Origin of the sequence: Rhizobium sp. LjRoot30 (assembly GCF_964253915.1) — a bacterium.
Classification (GTDB): Bacteria; Pseudomonadota; Alphaproteobacteria; order Rhizobiales; family Rhizobiaceae; genus Metarhizobium.
This window is the reverse complement of the sequence record NZ_CAXUSG020000013.1, coordinates 1-15270: the sequence shown is the minus strand read 5'-3', so window position 1 is coordinate 15270 and position 15270 is coordinate 1. Positions and strand designations below refer to the sequence as shown.

Here is a 15270-nt window from a genome sequence, read left to right as displayed (position 1 = left end):
CGCCGGCGGGAAAACCGTGGGGCATGTTGACTTCCACCGAAAGACAGGCTGAAACGGCGGCATGAGCACCACCACCAATCCCCCGCTGCCGTTCGGCTATTCGCCGATCCCCGCCGGCAAGATCGTCAACGCCGTCACCTGCCTGGAGATGCTGGCCCCGCCCCCTGCGCGGCCGGACCCCGCCTCGGCTGCCTCGCTGCGGCTCGACCGCTGGCACACGCCCGCCAGCGATGAATACCGGGCGCTCTATCGCCGTGTCGGCGAAGACTGGATGTGGTTTTCCCGGCTCATCATGCCGGAAGACAAGCTGCGCGCCATCCTCGACGATACGAAAGTCGAGGTGTCGGTGCTGCGCGACGGAGACAAGGATCTCGGCCTTCTCGAACTGGATTTTCGTGAAGACGGCCAGTGCGAGCTCGCCTTCTTCGGCCTGGTGCCGGAAGCGATCGGCAACGGCGCCGGCCGTTTCATGATGAACCGGGCGCTGGCTTCTGCCTGGAGCCGGCCGATCACCCGTTTCTGGGTCCACACCTGCCATTTCGATCATCCCGGGGCACCGGTTTTCTATCAGCGCTCCGGCTTCCGTCCCTATACGATGATGGTGGAAGTGTGCGACGATCCGCGTCTGTCCGGTATCATTCCCCGCACCGCCTCGCCGCATGTGCCGCTGATCGAAAGCAACGCATAAGGCACGAGAGAACGAATGGCGACACTTTGCGGCACGGCGTGTCGCAAAGCGCGCGATCGCCTTGAGAAAGCTTGAAAAACGCCTTTCGCCCCTTGAGACGCCGGACATCATCATGCAAAAGTCCGGCAAACAAATCACCAAGGGAGACCGCATCATGGACGTTCGCGCCGCCGTTGCCGTTCAGGCAGGAAAACCGCTGGAAATCATGACCGTGCAGCTCGACGGCCCGAAGGCCGGCGAAGTGCTGATCGAGGTCAAGGCGACCGGCATCTGCCACACCGACGACTTCACGCTGTCAGGCGCCGATCCGGAAGGCCTGTTCCCGGCGATCCTCGGCCATGAAGGCGCCGGCATCGTCGTCGACGTCGGCCCCGGCGTCACCTCGCTGAAGAAGGGCGACCACGTCATTCCGCTCTACACGCCGGAATGCCGCGAGTGCTATTCCTGCCTGTCGCGCAAGACCAACCTCTGCACCTCGATCCGCGCCACCCAGGGCCAGGGCCTGATGCCGGACGGCACGAGCCGCTTCTCCATCGGCAAGGACAAGATCCATCACTACATGGGCTGCTCCACCTTCGCCAATTTCACGGTCCTGCCGGAGATCGCGCTCGCCAAGGTCAATCCCGCCGCCCCCTTCGACAAGATCTGCTACATCGGCTGCGGCGTCACCACCGGCATCGGCGCTGTCATCAACACCGCCAAGGTCGAGATCGGCTCGACGGCGATTGTCTTCGGTCTCGGCGGCATCGGCCTCAACGTGCTGCAGGGCCTGCGCCTTGCCGGCGCCGACATGATCATCGGCGTCGACATCAACAACGACCGCAAGGCCTGGGGCGAAAAATTCGGCATGACGCATTTCGTCAACCCGAAGGAGGTCGGCGACGACATTGTGCCCTACCTCGTCAACATGACCAAGCGCAACGGCGACACCATCGGCGGCGCCGACTACACGTTCGATTGCACCGGCAACACCAAGGTCATGCGCCAGGCGCTCGAATCCTCGCATCGCGGCTGGGGCAAGTCGGTGATCATCGGCGTTGCCGGCGCCGGCCAGGAAATCTCCACCCGTCCGTTCCAGCTGGTCACCGGCCGCAACTGGATGGGCACTGCCTTCGGCGGCGCGCGCGGCCGCACCGATGTGCCGAAGATCGTCGAATGGTACATGGAAGGCAAGATCCAGATCGACCCGATGATCACCCACACCATGCCGCTCGACGACATCAACAAGGGGTTCGAGCTGATGCATTCCGGCGAGAGCATCCGCTCGGTCGTTCTCTATTAAGACCTGCACATAAGAGGCGCCCGGCAACCAAAAAAAGTTGCCGGGCGTCGCCCATTCCCAATGCTCCGCTCGGTCCTGCGGTGATACCTTCCCTGCGTTTTGGAGCACGACTATTCGCAAGGGAGCGAAGAATGCTTTTTAGGACCGCAATCACCGCATTCGCCATGATCCTAGCGCCAGGCCTGGCGCTCGCCGATCCGACCGGCAGCTACAATGTCGTCGGCAAGAATGCCGATACCGGCGAGACCTATGAGGGCACCGTCGAGGTTACTCGCACCGGCGCCACCTACTCCGTGATCTGGACCATCGGCGGGGCCAAGTCGATCGGCACCGGCATCGGCGCCCACTTCACCAAGGACCAGATCGTTATGGGTCCGGCCACCCCCGAGGACACCGGAATTTCCGTCGGCTACAAGACCGGCGACACCTTCGGAATCGCCATGTATTTCGAGCAGGCTGATGGCACGTGGCAGGGTGTGTGGACCTATGCCGGGTCGCAGGGCGTGACCCGCGAGGACTGGACCCGCAAATAAGCGGTGTCCGTGCCTTTCAGCGCTTCCATGGCGGTTTGATCCACTCTATAGCCATCGGCATCGAAAACGGGAACGCCAGAGCCAGTGATCTATGTCGATGCCGATGCCTGCCCGGTCAAGCCGGAAATCCTGAAGGTTGCCGAACGCCACGGCATCGAGGTGACCCTCGTCGCCAATTCTGGGCTCAGGCCCTCACGTGACCCGATGGTCAAGAACGTCATCGTCTCCAACGGTTTCGATGCCGCCGACAACTGGATCGCCGAACGTGCCGGCGAAGGCGATATCGTCATCACCGCCGACGTGCCGCTGGCCGGCCGCTGCGTCGCTGCCGGCGCCCTCGTCACCGGCCCGACCGGCCGCGTCTTCGATCAGACCAACATCGGCATGGCCACCGCCATGCGCGACCTCGGCCAGCACCTGCGCGAAACGGGAGAGAGCAAGGGCTACAACGCCGCCTTCTCGCCGCGCGACCGCTCGAAATTTCTCGAAACGCTCGACCGGCTCTGCCGCCGGGCCAAGTCCACAAGCCAAGCCACGACCAGCAGCAAGGAAGACTGACCCCATGAAAATCCTGTCGCAGAACACCGCCTTCGGCGGCATGCAGGGCGTCTTCGCCCACCAGTCGGACGCCTGCAACTGCGAGATGACCTTTGCCGTCTTCGTGCCGCCACAGGCGATCGAAAAACCCTGCCCGGTCCTGTGGTATCTTTCCGGCCTCACCTGCACCCATGCCAACGTCATGGAAAAGGGCGAATATCGGCGCCTCGCCGCCGAACTCGGCCTGATCATCGTCTGCCCCGACACCAGCCCGCGCGGCAACGACGTGGCCGACGAACTGACCAACTGGCAGATGGGCAAGGGCGCCGGCTTCTATCTCGATGCGACGGAAAAACCCTGGTCGGATCATTTCAAGATGTACACCTACATCACCGAAGAGCTTCCGGCCTTCGTCAGCCAGCATTTCCGCGTCGACATGGATCGCCAGGGCATCTTCGGCCACTCCATGGGCGGCCACGGCGCCATGACCATCGCGCTGAAGCATCCGGACCGCTTCAAGAGCTGCTCGGCCTTCGCGCCGATCGTCGAGCCCTCCACCGCCCACTGGTCGGTCGATGCCTTCGAAAAATATCTTGGTGCCGATAAGGCCGCCTGGCGTCCCTACGACGCCTGCGCGCTGGTCGCCGACGGCGCCCGCTTCCCGGAATTCCTCATCGACCAGGGCAAGGCCGACAGCTTCCTCGACAACGGCCTGCGCCCCTGGCTGTTCGAGGAAGCGATCAAGGACACCGGCATCAAGCTGACGCTGCGCATGCACGAGCGCTACGACCACTCCTACTACTTCATCTCCACCTTCATGGACGATCACCTGCGCTGGCACGCCGAGCGGCTGGCGTAACCGCGCCGTAACCCTATATCGGGCGGCAAGGCAGCTATGCCATTTCGGTGCTTGAAAGCAACGGCCGCCCGAGGCATATAGACATCATCGCAGACGACTGCGGCGCGCCCCCGAAAACATCGTTCGGGGGAAGCGCAAATGTCGCGGGGACGGCCTCGCTCTTTGAAACAAGGAGAGAGACCATGGCTTGGTTTCTGCTTTTCCTCGCCGGCGTTCTGGAAATCGGTTGGGCCGTTGGCCTGAAATACACCGATGGCTTTACACGCCCCATCCCCACCGCACTGACGGCCGCCTCGATGGTGGCCAGCGTCGTGCTTCTCGGCATCGCCGTCAGGACCCTGCCGCTCGGCACCGCTTACGCCATCTGGACCGGCATCGGCACGGTCGGCACTGTCGCGCTCGGCATCTTCCTGTTCTCGGAGCCGGCAACGGCCGTCCGGTTGATCTGCGTCGGCCTGATCGTCGCCGGCATCGCCGGCCTGAAGGCGACTGCCTGATCATGGAAAAGGGCGGCGGCCTCACGGCCCCGCCCCATTCATCATCTTTCGGCACGAAGCCGTATCAGGGCGTCGCGGGCTTGGCGCCGGTCGCGGTTGTCTCGGCCGGCAGCACCTCTTCCGTGGTCGTGGTAGAGGCCGCCGGCTTGATGGAAATCTTGCCGACGGCGCCACCCTCAAGATCCTCGCCAACCGCCGGACCGGAAACGACAACCGGCTTGGTCACCACCTCTTCCACGGCTTCGGCCTTTTCGGGCATGTTGACGGCCTCCATGGTCGGCGTATCGTCCGTCTGTCGTGTTGTCGCCTGCTCGGCTTCGTATTCGGCCTTGGCAGTCGCTGCCCAGGCGGCCGGACGCGTCATCATCACGTTGCGAGCCCGCGGAAGCGGCGGGGTCATCAGGTCGAAAGCCGACCGGATGCGGGCGGCAATCTCTTCGGCCAGCCCCAGTTCGGCAGTGTCTGCCGAGGTGGAATAGCTGATCGCCTTAAACATGCCATTGCCAAGCAGCGCACCGTTGTCGACGGCAAAGACATCGACGCTGAACGTCGCTTCGTTGCGGTCACGGTTTTCTCCGATGCCCTTGACCACCTTGTCGATCTTGACCGACAGCACCACCCGCGGCAGCGCCTGTGTACGGATCGTTGCCGAGATCGCATGCGAAACACGCGAATCGACGCCGCGGATCAGCGCCGGTGAAACCCTCCCTCTGGCGAGAACTGCAACCTCCCGCACATCGTAGCGTGGCAGGCGTTCATCCTGGTATCGCTTCACGGCGGCACATCCCGTGATGAGAACACCCAGGAACAACAGGGTAAAGAGGCGGACGAAAAAACGGGCCATGAGCGAATCCGGAAAGCCGATTGGTATCGGCCCCAGATTTCGCTTTTATGGTTAATGAACGGCTAAAGCTCAGCCATGCAAGGCGGAAAATGTTCTCGCCGCCGCATCGATTTCCTGGAAACGCCCCGCCCGGCGGGCCTCGGCCTCCTCGTCGGTGCCCCAATGCTCGATCGTCCAGTCCTCGTCGAGATGAGCCAGAGCCCACATCTCCTCCAGCGACAGGAGGCCCTCGGCAAAAGCCAGCGCCAGGATTGCCGAGCCGGAAAGCGTCGTCATCGTGTGCAGGCAGGCAAGGTCCGTAGCGTTATCGTACTTCCGTAACGTTACCGCGAAGGCGGCAATCGCCTCGCGCGGCTGCTCCTGATGGATCACGCCTTCAATGAGGATGAAACGGGCGCCCAGCACATTGGCCGCCCAGTCGATCAGCGGATCCCAGCGCTCGGCCTGTCGCGCCACCAGTTCCACCGGTTCGCCGGCGCGGTAACAGAGAAGATCGTTGGAGCTGTAGCGGAGAATATCCTCGAACACCGCCTGCGGATCGTCGGCGATGCCGTCGATGGCCGTGTTCATCAGCCGGGTCACCGGCATCGTCGCCGGATCGATATTTTCCGCCTGCGCCTCCCATTCCGCCTTCAGCACATCCGCCAGCGCGGCAGTGCCGGCAGCCAGTGGCCGTTTCGCCGGTGTTTTCACACCGCGGCCGTCGAGCTGAATGTGATAGGCACCCTCCACCTCGGCCACACTGACGTCCGTGTAAAAACGCTTCGGCAGCGGGCGCTTCATCTGCACCTGCGCGCGGCGGATCGGGTCGGGATGGCTCAGGCCTTCGGAAAGGTCGTTCAGCAGGTCACGCATCGTCTTGTCTCACTGGATGTGCTGCAGCAGTTCGCGGGGATGGTGGACGATAACGTCCGCGCCTGCCTGCAGCAATTCGTCTACGGTGGCATAGCCCCAGGAAACGCCAATCGCCCGCGCGCCTGCCGCCTTTGCCATCAGCATATCGTACACTGCATCGCCGATGACAATGGTATCGGCGGCATTCATGCCGGTTTCGTCGCAGCATTCGCTCACCATGGCCGAATGCGGCTTGGAGGGGCAGTCGTCGGCGGTGCGCGACACCACGAAATATTTGCGGAAACCATGCGTGTCGAGGATCTGGTCCAACCCGCGCCGCGATTTGCCGGTGACGGCGCCGATCAGGATATGCTCGCGCCCACCAATGTCGTCGATCAACGACCGGATGCCGTCGAACAGCGGCTCCTCGAAACCCGCCTCGGCGCGCACGCCGGCGAAGATGGATTTGTAATGCACCATCATCGCATTCGCTTCGCCGTCGGCATGGGCCTTGCCCTGCAGGCGGGCGATTGCGATGTCGAGCGTCAGCCCGATGACACCCTTGGTATCGGAAAGCGCCGGCGGCACATGGCCGAAATGGCGAAACGTCCGCACCATCACCTCATGGATCAGGCCGGCGCTATCCACCAGCGTGCCGTCGCAATCGAAAAGCACCAGTTGCATCAGTCATCGTCCCCGGAGGCGCTGTCGAGATCGAGGCCAAGCAGGTTCCATGTCTGCACCATATGCGGCGGCAACGGTGCGGTGACCTTCAGCCGGCCACCGTTCGGATGCGGAATATCGATCTTGCGCGCATGCAGGTGCAGGCGCCGCTGCACACCGCCCGGGAAATCCCAGTTCGGATCGTCGATGAAATATTTCGGATCACCGATGATCGGATGGCCGATATGCAGGGCATGGACACGCAGCTGGTGGGTACGGCCGGTATAGGGCTCCATCTCCAGCCAGGCGAGGCTCTGGGCCGCCGTCTCGATGACGCGGTAGTAGGAAATGGCGTGATCGGCATCCTCTTCGCCGTGCTTGGCGATCCGCATGCGGTCGCCATCAGGCGTCTGCTCCTTCACCAGCCAGGTGGAAATCCGGTCCTCGTGCTTGCGCGGCACGCCCTTGACCAGCGACCAGTAGGTCTTCTTGGTATCGCGTTCGCGAAACGCCGCCGTCAGCTTCTGCGCCGCGCCGCGGGTGCGGGCAATGACCAGCACGCCCGAAGTATCGCGGTCGAGGCGATGCACGAGGCGAGGCTTCTCGCCCCGCTTGTTGGTCCAGGCTTCCAGCATCTTGTCGATGTTGCGGTGGACGCCGGAACCGCCCTGCACCGCCAAGCCAGCCGGCTTGTTGAGCACGAACACCTTCTCGTCCTCATGCAGCAGCATGCGCGCCAGCAATTCAGCGTCATCTGAATGTTTCAGATCCTTCGAGGCGATCGGTCCGCTCTTGGTGCTCTTCAAGTCGACATCGAGCGGCGGCACGCGCACCACCTGCCCCGGCTGCACGCGGGCATCTGTCTTCACGCGTCCGCCATCGACGCGCACCTGGCCGGAGCGCAGCAACTTTTGCAATTGCCCGAAACCCAGGCCGGGAAAATGCACCTTGAACCAGCGGTCGAGCCGCATGCCCGCCTCGTCCGCTTCCACGGTGATATGTTCGATCCCTGCCATCTTGGTCCCTTAAACGTGCTTTCAGGCCGATAAAACCGGCTTTGACGCTGGCTTTAGAACATTTTCCGCCAAAGGCAAAACCGGAATTGCACCAGCCCCATGTTTTTGACCGATTCGCACGGCGTCATCGGCATTCCGGAAAGACAGGGCAAGCAAAGACAAGCGGCATGCATCGCCTTCCCTGAAACAGATATACCCCGACCACTTGCCGTTCCACAGGTCCGATGATGCTTTTACTGACGGACCGCAAGTCGCAATCGAAAGGGTTACTGCCGTTCTCCGTCAAGACACGAAAGAACGCATAATCCGTTAAAATTTAACCTTCTTGTTTAAGCGCTCGGGAAGGCGTGCGCGTTATATTGCTGTCATAAGGAGAGTATGTAGATACGATGACACAGGTGGTCACAGTTTCCGCGAATACCGCGGCCTATGCGATGGAAGCCCTCAAGCCGCCGCAACGGGTTGCGCGAAAGCAATATGTCCAGGAAGTGGTCCGCACCTTCGAAGCCAAGGAAAACGAAGGCGTCGACGAAGCCGATTCCATTCCCGATGTCATCCGCACTGCCTCTGCCGAACTGTCGATGATGAATTTCGGCGATCACCAGCCGCAGGCTTCCGTCCAGGAAGCGATCGACGCCTATCGACGCGCCGGCGGCTGACACCAACAGATATTCCTCCCGCTGAAACAGGCGGAGAACCGGCCGGTTCTCCGCCTGTTTCATGTCCACGCTTCCGCGGATCGAATTCGGCACGAAACGGGGCCAGTTCGCGAGCCGAACCTGGCGCGACAAAAAATTGCTCGCATACGACATTTGCCCCTTGCCAAGATCACGGCGAAACCGATAATTGCCCTCACCCCGTTGGGAGAAACCGCTTCGATGCGGTGCCGAAGGAGCAACCGCCCCGGAAACTCTCAGGCAAAAGGACCAGCGAGGCCGACAGGAACTCTGGAGAGAAACACCCCTGCAAAGGGAGGTTCGCCGAAGGGATAACAATCTCAGGCAAACGGACAGAGGGGGCTCGTCACCGCGGTGTGCATCACCGTAACGATTCGAGCTGCCGCTTTTAAAAGCGCGAGACCTGGAGGCGTTCGCTTGAACGATCAGACCGCACTCAAGACCACCCCGCTGCACGCGCTGCACCTGTCGCTCGGCGCCCGCCTGGTGCCGTTCGCCGGATACGACATGCCGGTGCAATATCCCCTCGGCGTGCTCAAGGAGCACCTGCACACCCGCGCCGCCGCCGGCCTGTTCGACGTCTCGCACATGGGCCAGCTGATCGTCCGCGCCCGCTCGGGATCCTACGAGGATGCCGCGCTCGCCCTGGAAAGCCTCGTCCCGGTCGATATCCTCAGCCTCGCGGACGGTCGCCAGCGCTACGGCTTCCTCACCGACGACAATGGCGGCATCCTCGACGACCTGATGATCACGCGCCGCGACGACCACCTCTTCGTCGTCGTCAACGCCGGCTGCAAGGCCGCCGACATCGCCCACATCAGGAGCCATATCGGTGATCGTTGCGAGATCGAGGTGCTGGAAGACCGCGCCCTGCTCGCACTGCAAGGTCCCCGCGCCGTCGAGGCGCTTGCCGAACTCTGGGCCGACGTCGCCGCCATGAAATTCATGGACGTGCGCCACTGCCGCCTGCACGACGTCTCCTGTCTGGTCTCCCGCTCCGGCTATTCCGGTGAGGACGGCTACGAAATCTCCGTCCCCGCCAACTATGCCGTCGACATCGCCCAGCGCCTGCTGGAACACCCGGACGTCCAGCCGATCGGTCTTGGCGCCCGCGACTCCCTGCGTCTCGAAGCCGGCCTCTGCCTCTACGGCAACGACATCGACACCACCACCTCGCCGATCGAGGCCGGCCTCGAATGGGCGATCCAGAAGGCCCGCCGTGCAGGCGGCGCCCGCGAAGGCGGCTTTCCGGGTGCCTCCCGCATCCTCGCTGAGCTGGAAACCGGCACCTCCCGCCGCCGCGTCGGCCTGAAGCCCGATGGCAAGGCCCCCGTCCGCCCGCCGGCAAAACTTTTTGCCGATGCCGAAGGCAGCCAGGAGATCGGCCACGTCACCTCCGGCGGCTTCGGCCCCTCGGTCGAAAGCCCCGTCGCCATGGGTTACGTTTCGGCCAGCCACACCGCCCCCAGCACCCAGATCTTCACCGAGGTGCGCGGAAAATTCCTGCCGCTCACCGTTACCGCGCTGCCCTTCATCAAGCCCACCTACAAGCGCTGATACGCCCGCCATCCCATAAAGCTTCCGGAGAGGAACCCATTCCATGCTGAAATTCACCGCTGAACACGAATGGCTGCAGATCGACGGCGACGTCGCCACCGTCGGCATCACGGCACACGCCGCCGAACAGCTCGGCGACCTCGTCTTCGTCGAACTGCCCGATGTCGGCTCAAGCTTCGACAAGGGCGCCGATGCCGCCACCGTCGAGAGCGTCAAGGCGGCCTCGGAGGTCTATTGTCCGCTCGACGGCGAAATCACCGAGATCAACGAGGCGATCACCGCCGACCCGTCGCTGGTCAATTCCGATCCGCAGGGCGCCGGCTGGTTCTTCAAGCTGAAGCTGAAAAACCTTGCCGATGTCGATGGCCTGCTTGATGAATCCGCCTACAAGGAGCTGATCGCGTAATGTCGACGCCCACCGAATTTTCCTTCACCGACTACCAGCCCTACGACTTCGCCAACCGCCGCCACATCGGCCCGTCGCCGGCCGAGATGCAGGAGATGCTGAAGGTTGTCGGCTACGGCAGCCTCGACGCACTGATCGACGCCACCGTGCCAAAGGGCATCCGCCAGGACGCCCCGTTGATCTGGGGCGCGCCGATGACAGAGCGCGAAGCGCTCGACCGGCTGCGCGAGATCGCCAACAAGAACAAGAACCTCGTCTCGCTGATCGGCCAGGGTTATTACGGCACGATCACCCCGCCGGTGATCCAGCGCAATATCCTCGAAAACCCCGCCTGGTACACCGCCTACACGCCGTATCAGCCGGAAATCAGCCAGGGCCGCCTGGAAGCACTGATCAATTACCAGACCATGGTCTGCGACCTGACCGGCCTCGACGTCGCCAACGCCTCGCTGCTCGACGAGGCGACCGCCGCCGCCGAAGCCATGGCCATGGCCGAACGCGTCGCCAAGTCGAAGGCAAAAACCTTCTTCGTCGACGAAAACTGCCACCCGCAGACCATCGCCCTGATCAAGACCCGCGCCGCGCCGCTCGGCTGGCAGGTGATCGTCGGCAATCCCGACGAACACCTGAAGGCGAACGAGGTCTTCGGCGCCCTCTTCCAATACCCCGGCACCTACGGCCACGTCCGCGATTTCACCGCGCTGATCGCCAAGCTGCATGAAAACGGCGCCATCGCCACCGTCGCCGCCGATCCCCTGGCGCTGGCGCTCTTGAAATCCCCCGGCGAAATGGGCGCCGACATCGCCATCGGCTCCACCCAGCGTTTTGGCGTGCCGGTCGGCTACGGCGGCCCGCATGCGGCCTACATGGCGGTCAAGGATGCCTACAAGCGCTCGATGCCCGGCCGCCTCGTCGGCGTCTCGGTCGATGCCCGCGGCAACCGCGCCTACCGCCTGTCGCTGCAGACCCGCGAACAGCACATCCGCCGCGAAAAGGCGACGTCGAACATCTGCACCGCCCAGGTGCTGCTCGCCGTCATGGCCTCGATGTATGCCGTCTTCCACGGCCCCGAAGGCATCAAGGCGATTGCCCAGCAGGTGCACCGCAAGGCCGTGCTGATGGCCAAGGGCCTGGAAAAGCTCGGCTACAAGGTCGAACCCGAAACCTTCTTCGACACCATCACCGTCGATGTCGGCCACATGCAGGGCCTCATCCTGCGCGCCGCGGTCGCCGAAGGCGTTAACCTGCGCAAGATCGGCGCGACGAAGATCGGCATCAGCCTCGACGAACGCACGCGGCCGGCAACGCTCGAATCCGTCTGGCGCGCCTTCGGCGGCCATTTCCGCCTCGCCGATTTCGACTCCGACTGGCGCCTGCCAAAACCGTTGTTGCGCAAGAGCGCCTACCTCACCCACCCGATCTTCCACATGAACCGCGCCGAAAGCGAGATGACCCGCTACATCCGCCGCCTTTCGGACCGGGACCTGGCGCTCGACCGGGCGATGATCCCGCTCGGCTCCTGCACCATGAAGCTCAACGCGACAGCCGAAATGCTGCCGATCACCTGGCCGGAATTTTCCGACATCCACCCCTTCGTGCCCGCCGACCAGGCCCTCGGCTACAAGGAGATGCTGGACGATCTCGCCCAGAAACTCTGCGCCGTCACCGGCTACGATGCGTTCTCGATGCAGCCGAATTCCGGTGCGCAGGGCGAATATGCCGGCCTCCTGACGATCCGCAACTACCACATCGCCAGCGGCAACGCCCATCGCGACGTCTGCCTCATCCCCACCTCGGCGCACGGCACCAACCCGGCCTCGGCCCAGATGGTCGGCATGAAGGTTGTGGTGGTCAAGGTCACCGAGACCGGCGACATCGACATGGCCGATTTCCGCGCCAAGGCGAAAGAACACGCGGCAAATCTCTCCTGCTGCATGATCACCTATCCCTCCACCCACGGCGTCTTCGAGGAGACGGTGCGGGAAATCTGCGAGATCACCCACAGCCACGGCGGCCAGGTCTATCTCGACGGCGCCAACATGAACGCCATGGTCGGCCTCGCCCGCCCCGGCGACATCGGCTCGGATGTCTCCCACCTCAACCTGCACAAGACCTTCTGCATCCCGCATGGCGGCGGCGGCCCGGGCATGGGTCCGATCGGCGTCAAGGCCCACCTCGCCCCGCACCTGCCCGGCCATCCGGAGACGGACGGACGCGAAGGCGCCGTCTCCGCCGCACCCTACGGCTCCGCCTCGATCCTGCCGATCTCCTGGAGCTACTGCCTGATGATGGGCGGCGAAGGTCTGACGCAGGCGACCAAGGTGGCGATCCTCAACGCCAACTACATCGCCGCCCGCCTCAAAGGCGCCTACGACGTGCTCTACACCGCCGAAAACGGCCGCGTCGCGCATGAATGCATCATCGACACCCGTCCGCTCTCCGAAAGCGCCGGCGTTTCCGTCGATGACGTCGCCAAGCGCCTGATCGACTGCGGGTTCCATGCGCCGACCATGAGCTGGCCGGTCGCCGGCACGCTGATGATCGAGCCGACCGAAAGCGAGACCAAAGCAGAGATCGACCGTTTCTGCGAAGCGATGCTGGCAATCCGCGAGGAAGCCCGCGCCATCGAGGACGGCCGCATGGACCGGACGAACAACCCGCTGAAAAACGCCCCGCACACGGTGGAAGACCTCGTCGGCGACTGGGACCGCCCATACTCCCGCGAACAAGCCTGCTACCCGCCGGGCGCCTTCCGGGTGGACAAGTATTGGTCGCCGGTCAACCGGGTGGACAATGTGTTTGGGGACAGGAACCTCATCTGCACGTGCCCGCCGGTGGAGAGTTATGCGGAGGCTGCGGAGTAAGGAGAATGAGGGCGGCTCCCGTGAAGGAGGCCGCTTTCGGTCCGTAGCAGCCAACAAGGGTACTCACGTCTGACTACGGTTTTGCGTGCCATGTTGTCCGTGTAGGCCTGCGCGGCGCGCCTCGAAAGCAGAGGCAGATGAGACCTCTGGAATACGGCTCTCCAGTAAATTGAAAAAGTTCGCCATTGGCGAACTTTTTTCTTGTGGTTCGACCGTAATCGGGTATGTTGGCTCTGTCGAAATTAATAGGGGATAGGTCCATCACTCGTTGAAGCCCAGCAATGGGCTTTGTGGAAGGCGAAAGTCTTCTGACTTCCGTCCGGCAGGTGCAGGTCACATGGCGGCGCGGGCGCGTCCCGATGGCGGGACGCGCCCGTACAGGCAGGGTTTACCGTTCTCGCCCCTCTTTCACATCACGATGGCAGTCTCAACAATCTTGTTGAGGCTGATGTGAAAGGAGAAAACCGATGGAAACATCGAAGCATTCCGACCGGGAACGGCGGCAGATGAAAGTCAAGACGCGGAACACCTGGATCTCGATCCTTGTTCGTCCGGCGACAATTCGGTTCTTGACCGCAGTTGGTAAGGTCATCACCCCTGTGGTGTGGCTTATCTATCATGTGATCAAGGTCTTGAAGGAGTAATCGGCCGCCCTGCTTTGTATTGAAAGGAATCGTTATGCTAAACGAAGCACTTCGCCTGATCCGCGTTTATCACGATATGAAGCAAACCGATGCAGCGGCGAAGCTCGGTATTTCGAAATCCTATCTTTCGGAAATCGAGAAAGGTCATAAGGAGCCGACCCTCGACCTTCTGCGGAAATATGAGGCTGCGTTCAGCATTCCAGCTTCGTCGATCATGTTCTTTTCGGAAAGCATGGTAAAGTCGTCAGCACATGACAAGGCACGGACGTTTGTCGCATCCAAAATCCTTAGTCTCATGAAATATCTTGAGGACCGAGCTGGAAATAGCCATGCCGAATAGGCCACGTAAAGCGTATGCGCTTGATCAGTCTCCGCTGTACATGCTGCGCTCTAGGAAGAGGCTGTGCGAACTGCTCGGCATTTCGATTGGCGATCTTAGGCGATTAACGAAAACGGCAGATTCGTTATATACGGAATTTGAGGTTCCCAAAAAGCAAGGCGGCTTGCGCGGCGTTGAAAATCCTCGTCGTCAGTTGAAGCTCGTTCAAGCTAAACTTGCACGAGTTCTGTCAAATATCGCGCCCCGTGATTATCTCTTTTGCCCGGTGAAAGGCCGATGCTACGTTAGCAACGCAGCGCAGCATCGTGGTCAGCGGGTCATCCATTGCCTTGATGTTCGCAAATACTTCCCAAGTACGTCTGCTCGGCGGGTGTTCTGGTTTTTTCGTTCGGTGATGCATTGCGAGCGGGATATCGCTGCGACACTTGCGAAACTTGCGTGCTACAAAGAGCATTTGCCGACCGGCAGTCCATTAAGTCCGATTATGGCCTATTTTGCTCACTACGATGTTTGGGAGGCGATTGCCGAAATTTGTAAACGACATGACTACCGCCTTACAGTTTACATTGATGATGTTACTATCTCCGGCATGTCGGTTTCCCCGGTAGTGATGTTTGATATCAAGCGCGCGATCCACGGTGCAGGTTTGCGCTATCACAAAGAAAAGACCTACATCGATAGGCCGGCGGAGGTTACAGGTGTAATCATTGACGGCAACCGTCTGCTTGTACCTAATCGCCAGTTGAAGAAAGTCGCGGTGGCAAAGCAGTTGATGCGGGATAAGCCCGCGAGAGACGTTGAGGAAAAACTGCAAGAGAGCCTCCTCGGCCTCCAAGGCCAGATCAGGCAGATCACAAACTTCTCAACTCTGCCAAAAACGTTTAAACTGGGTGGCAACAGTCAAATTGGCTAAAGGTCGAATTGCGCGTCGCTCAATTCGCCTGTCTACTTTGCCTCTGAAAAGCAGCCGTTTTGCTTCCGACCCCAAATCGGACAGCTACGTCGCCTTGCGCAAATGTCCGATGCTGG

General features: G+C 61.9%; 17 protein-coding genes and 1 riboswitch. Of the genes, 13 read left to right on the top strand and 4 right to left on the bottom strand.

Annotated elements, in window-relative coordinates:
- Window positions 1-61: 61 nt before the first annotated feature.
- From ACSQ3I_RS21980 to ACSQ3I_RS21955, 6 genes are all read left to right on the top strand, one after another.
- Window positions 62-688 carry a GNAT family N-acetyltransferase gene (locus ACSQ3I_RS21980; RefSeq protein ID WP_436002440.1) on the top strand — a complete coding sequence of 209 codons (627 nt, stop codon included), beginning with the start codon at window positions 62-64 and terminating at the stop codon, window positions 686-688.
- Window positions 689-842: 154 nt separating this feature from the next.
- Window positions 843-1970 (top strand): S-(hydroxymethyl)glutathione dehydrogenase/class III alcohol dehydrogenase, encoded by a 1128-nt coding sequence (locus ACSQ3I_RS21975; RefSeq protein WP_436002675.1) that lies wholly within the window; start codon window positions 843-845, stop codon window positions 1968-1970.
- Window positions 1971-2101: 131 nt separating this feature from the next.
- Window positions 2102-2503 (top strand): hypothetical protein, encoded by a 402-nt coding sequence (locus ACSQ3I_RS21970; RefSeq protein WP_436002438.1) that lies wholly within the window; start codon window positions 2102-2104, stop codon window positions 2501-2503.
- An 84-nt stretch (window positions 2504-2587) separates the two neighbouring features.
- Complete coding sequence (locus ACSQ3I_RS21965; protein WP_436002436.1) at window positions 2588-3061, top strand: YaiI/YqxD family protein; 474 nt, start codon at window positions 2588-2590, stop codon at window positions 3059-3061.
- 4 nt (window positions 3062-3065) lie between these two features.
- On the top strand, window positions 3066-3899 hold the full coding sequence (gene fghA / locus ACSQ3I_RS21960) for an S-formylglutathione hydrolase (RefSeq protein ID WP_436002434.1): 834 nt from the start codon (window positions 3066-3068) through the stop codon (window positions 3897-3899).
- A 182-nt stretch (window positions 3900-4081) separates the two neighbouring features.
- Window positions 4082-4396, top strand: coding sequence for a DMT family transporter (locus ACSQ3I_RS21955; RefSeq protein ID WP_436002432.1), 315 nt, complete (start codon window positions 4082-4084; stop codon window positions 4394-4396).
- A 64-nt stretch (window positions 4397-4460) separates the two neighbouring features.
- On the opposite strand, the gene ACSQ3I_RS21950 is transcribed toward ACSQ3I_RS21955, so the two are convergent.
- The 4 genes from ACSQ3I_RS21950 to ACSQ3I_RS21935 form a co-directional block, all read right to left on the bottom strand.
- On the bottom strand, window positions 4461-5240 hold the full coding sequence (locus tag ACSQ3I_RS21950; RefSeq protein WP_436002430.1) for a hypothetical protein: 780 nt from the start codon (window positions 5238-5240) through the stop codon (window positions 4461-4463).
- 69 nt (window positions 5241-5309) lie between these two features.
- A complete protein-coding gene (locus ACSQ3I_RS21945; protein WP_436002428.1) occupies window positions 5310-6095 on the bottom strand; it encodes an ATP12 family chaperone protein in 786 nt (261 codons plus the stop codon).
- 9 nt (window positions 6096-6104) lie between these two features.
- Entirely contained in the window at window positions 6105-6758 is a 654-nt protein-coding gene (locus ACSQ3I_RS21940) for an HAD-IA family hydrolase (protein WP_436002426.1), read from the bottom strand.
- On the bottom strand, window positions 6758-7753 hold the full coding sequence (locus ACSQ3I_RS21935; RefSeq protein ID WP_436002424.1) for an RluA family pseudouridine synthase: 996 nt from the start codon (window positions 7751-7753) through the stop codon (window positions 6758-6760). The genes ACSQ3I_RS21940 and ACSQ3I_RS21935 overlap by 1 nt, the downstream gene beginning before the upstream one ends.
- 389 nt (window positions 7754-8142) lie before the next feature.
- On the opposite strand from ACSQ3I_RS21935, the gene ACSQ3I_RS21930 reads away from it, so the two are divergent.
- From ACSQ3I_RS21930 to ACSQ3I_RS21900, 7 genes are all read left to right on the top strand, one after another.
- Complete coding sequence (locus ACSQ3I_RS21930; protein ID WP_436002422.1) at window positions 8143-8412, top strand: hypothetical protein; 270 nt, start codon at window positions 8143-8145, stop codon at window positions 8410-8412.
- 192 nt (window positions 8413-8604) lie between these two features.
- Window positions 8605-8692: riboswitch (glycine riboswitch) on the top strand.
- A gap of 155 nt (window positions 8693-8847) precedes the next feature.
- Window positions 8848-9987: a glycine cleavage system aminomethyltransferase GcvT gene (gene gcvT, locus ACSQ3I_RS21925; protein ID WP_436002420.1), complete on the top strand. Its 1140-nt coding sequence runs from the start codon at window positions 8848-8850 to the stop codon at window positions 9985-9987.
- Between the two features lie 43 nt (window positions 9988-10030).
- Entirely contained in the window at window positions 10031-10393 is a 363-nt protein-coding gene (gene gcvH / locus ACSQ3I_RS21920) for a glycine cleavage system protein GcvH (protein ID WP_436002418.1), read from the top strand.
- Window positions 10393-13257 (top strand): aminomethyl-transferring glycine dehydrogenase, encoded by a 2865-nt coding sequence (gcvP, locus tag ACSQ3I_RS21915; protein ID WP_436002416.1) that lies wholly within the window; start codon window positions 10393-10395, stop codon window positions 13255-13257. Before gcvH ends, gcvP begins: the two co-directional genes overlap by 1 nt.
- A gap of 467 nt (window positions 13258-13724) precedes the next feature.
- Window positions 13725-13901 carry a hypothetical protein gene (locus tag ACSQ3I_RS21910; protein WP_436002414.1) on the top strand — a complete coding sequence of 59 codons (177 nt, stop codon included), beginning with the start codon at window positions 13725-13727 and terminating at the stop codon, window positions 13899-13901.
- Between the two features lie 34 nt (window positions 13902-13935).
- Entirely contained in the window at window positions 13936-14241 is a 306-nt protein-coding gene (locus tag ACSQ3I_RS21905; RefSeq protein ID WP_436002412.1) for a helix-turn-helix transcriptional regulator, read from the top strand.
- On the top strand, window positions 14231-15154 hold the full coding sequence (locus tag ACSQ3I_RS21900) for a reverse transcriptase family protein (RefSeq protein WP_436002410.1): 924 nt from the start codon (window positions 14231-14233) through the stop codon (window positions 15152-15154). The genes ACSQ3I_RS21905 and ACSQ3I_RS21900 overlap by 11 nt, the downstream gene beginning before the upstream one ends.
- Window positions 15155-15270: the final 116 nt, after the last annotated feature.

What these genes read in the sequence shown, in the direction of transcription:
- ACSQ3I_RS21980 (WP_436002440.1), top strand. Translation starts at nt 62, where the DNA reads ATGAGCACCACCACCAATCCCCCGCTGCCGTTCGGCTATTCGCCGATC.
- ACSQ3I_RS21975 (WP_436002675.1), top strand. Translation starts at nt 843, where the DNA reads ATGGACGTTCGCGCCGCCGTTGCCGTTCAGGCAGGAAAACCGCTGGAA.
- ACSQ3I_RS21970 (WP_436002438.1), top strand. Translation starts at nt 2,102, where the DNA reads ATGCTTTTTAGGACCGCAATCACCGCATTCGCCATGATCCTAGCGCCA.
- fghA (WP_436002434.1), top strand. Translation starts at nt 3,066, where the DNA reads ATGAAAATCCTGTCGCAGAACACCGCCTTCGGCGGCATGCAGGGCGTC.
- ACSQ3I_RS21955 (WP_436002432.1), top strand. Translation starts at nt 4,082, where the DNA reads ATGGCTTGGTTTCTGCTTTTCCTCGCCGGCGTTCTGGAAATCGGTTGG.
- ACSQ3I_RS21950 (WP_436002430.1), bottom strand. Translation starts at nt 5,240, where the DNA reads ATGGCCCGTTTTTTCGTCCGCCTCTTTACCCTGTTGTTCCTGGGTGTT.
- ACSQ3I_RS21945 (WP_436002428.1), bottom strand. Translation starts at nt 6,095, where the DNA reads ATGCGTGACCTGCTGAACGACCTTTCCGAAGGCCTGAGCCATCCCGAC.
- ACSQ3I_RS21940 (WP_436002426.1), bottom strand. Translation starts at nt 6,758, where the DNA reads ATGCAACTGGTGCTTTTCGATTGCGACGGCACGCTGGTGGATAGCGCC.
- ACSQ3I_RS21935 (WP_436002424.1), bottom strand. Translation starts at nt 7,753, where the DNA reads ATGGCAGGGATCGAACATATCACCGTGGAAGCGGACGAGGCGGGCATG.
- ACSQ3I_RS21930 (WP_436002422.1), top strand. Translation starts at nt 8,143, where the DNA reads ATGACACAGGTGGTCACAGTTTCCGCGAATACCGCGGCCTATGCGATG.
- gcvH (WP_436002418.1), top strand. Translation starts at nt 10,031, where the DNA reads ATGCTGAAATTCACCGCTGAACACGAATGGCTGCAGATCGACGGCGAC.
- gcvP (WP_436002416.1), top strand. Translation starts at nt 10,393, where the DNA reads ATGTCGACGCCCACCGAATTTTCCTTCACCGACTACCAGCCCTACGAC.
- ACSQ3I_RS21910 (WP_436002414.1), top strand. Translation starts at nt 13,725, where the DNA reads ATGGAAACATCGAAGCATTCCGACCGGGAACGGCGGCAGATGAAAGTC.
- ACSQ3I_RS21905 (WP_436002412.1), top strand. Translation starts at nt 13,936, where the DNA reads ATGCTAAACGAAGCACTTCGCCTGATCCGCGTTTATCACGATATGAAG.
- ACSQ3I_RS21900 (WP_436002410.1), top strand. Translation starts at nt 14,231, where the DNA reads ATGCCGAATAGGCCACGTAAAGCGTATGCGCTTGATCAGTCTCCGCTG.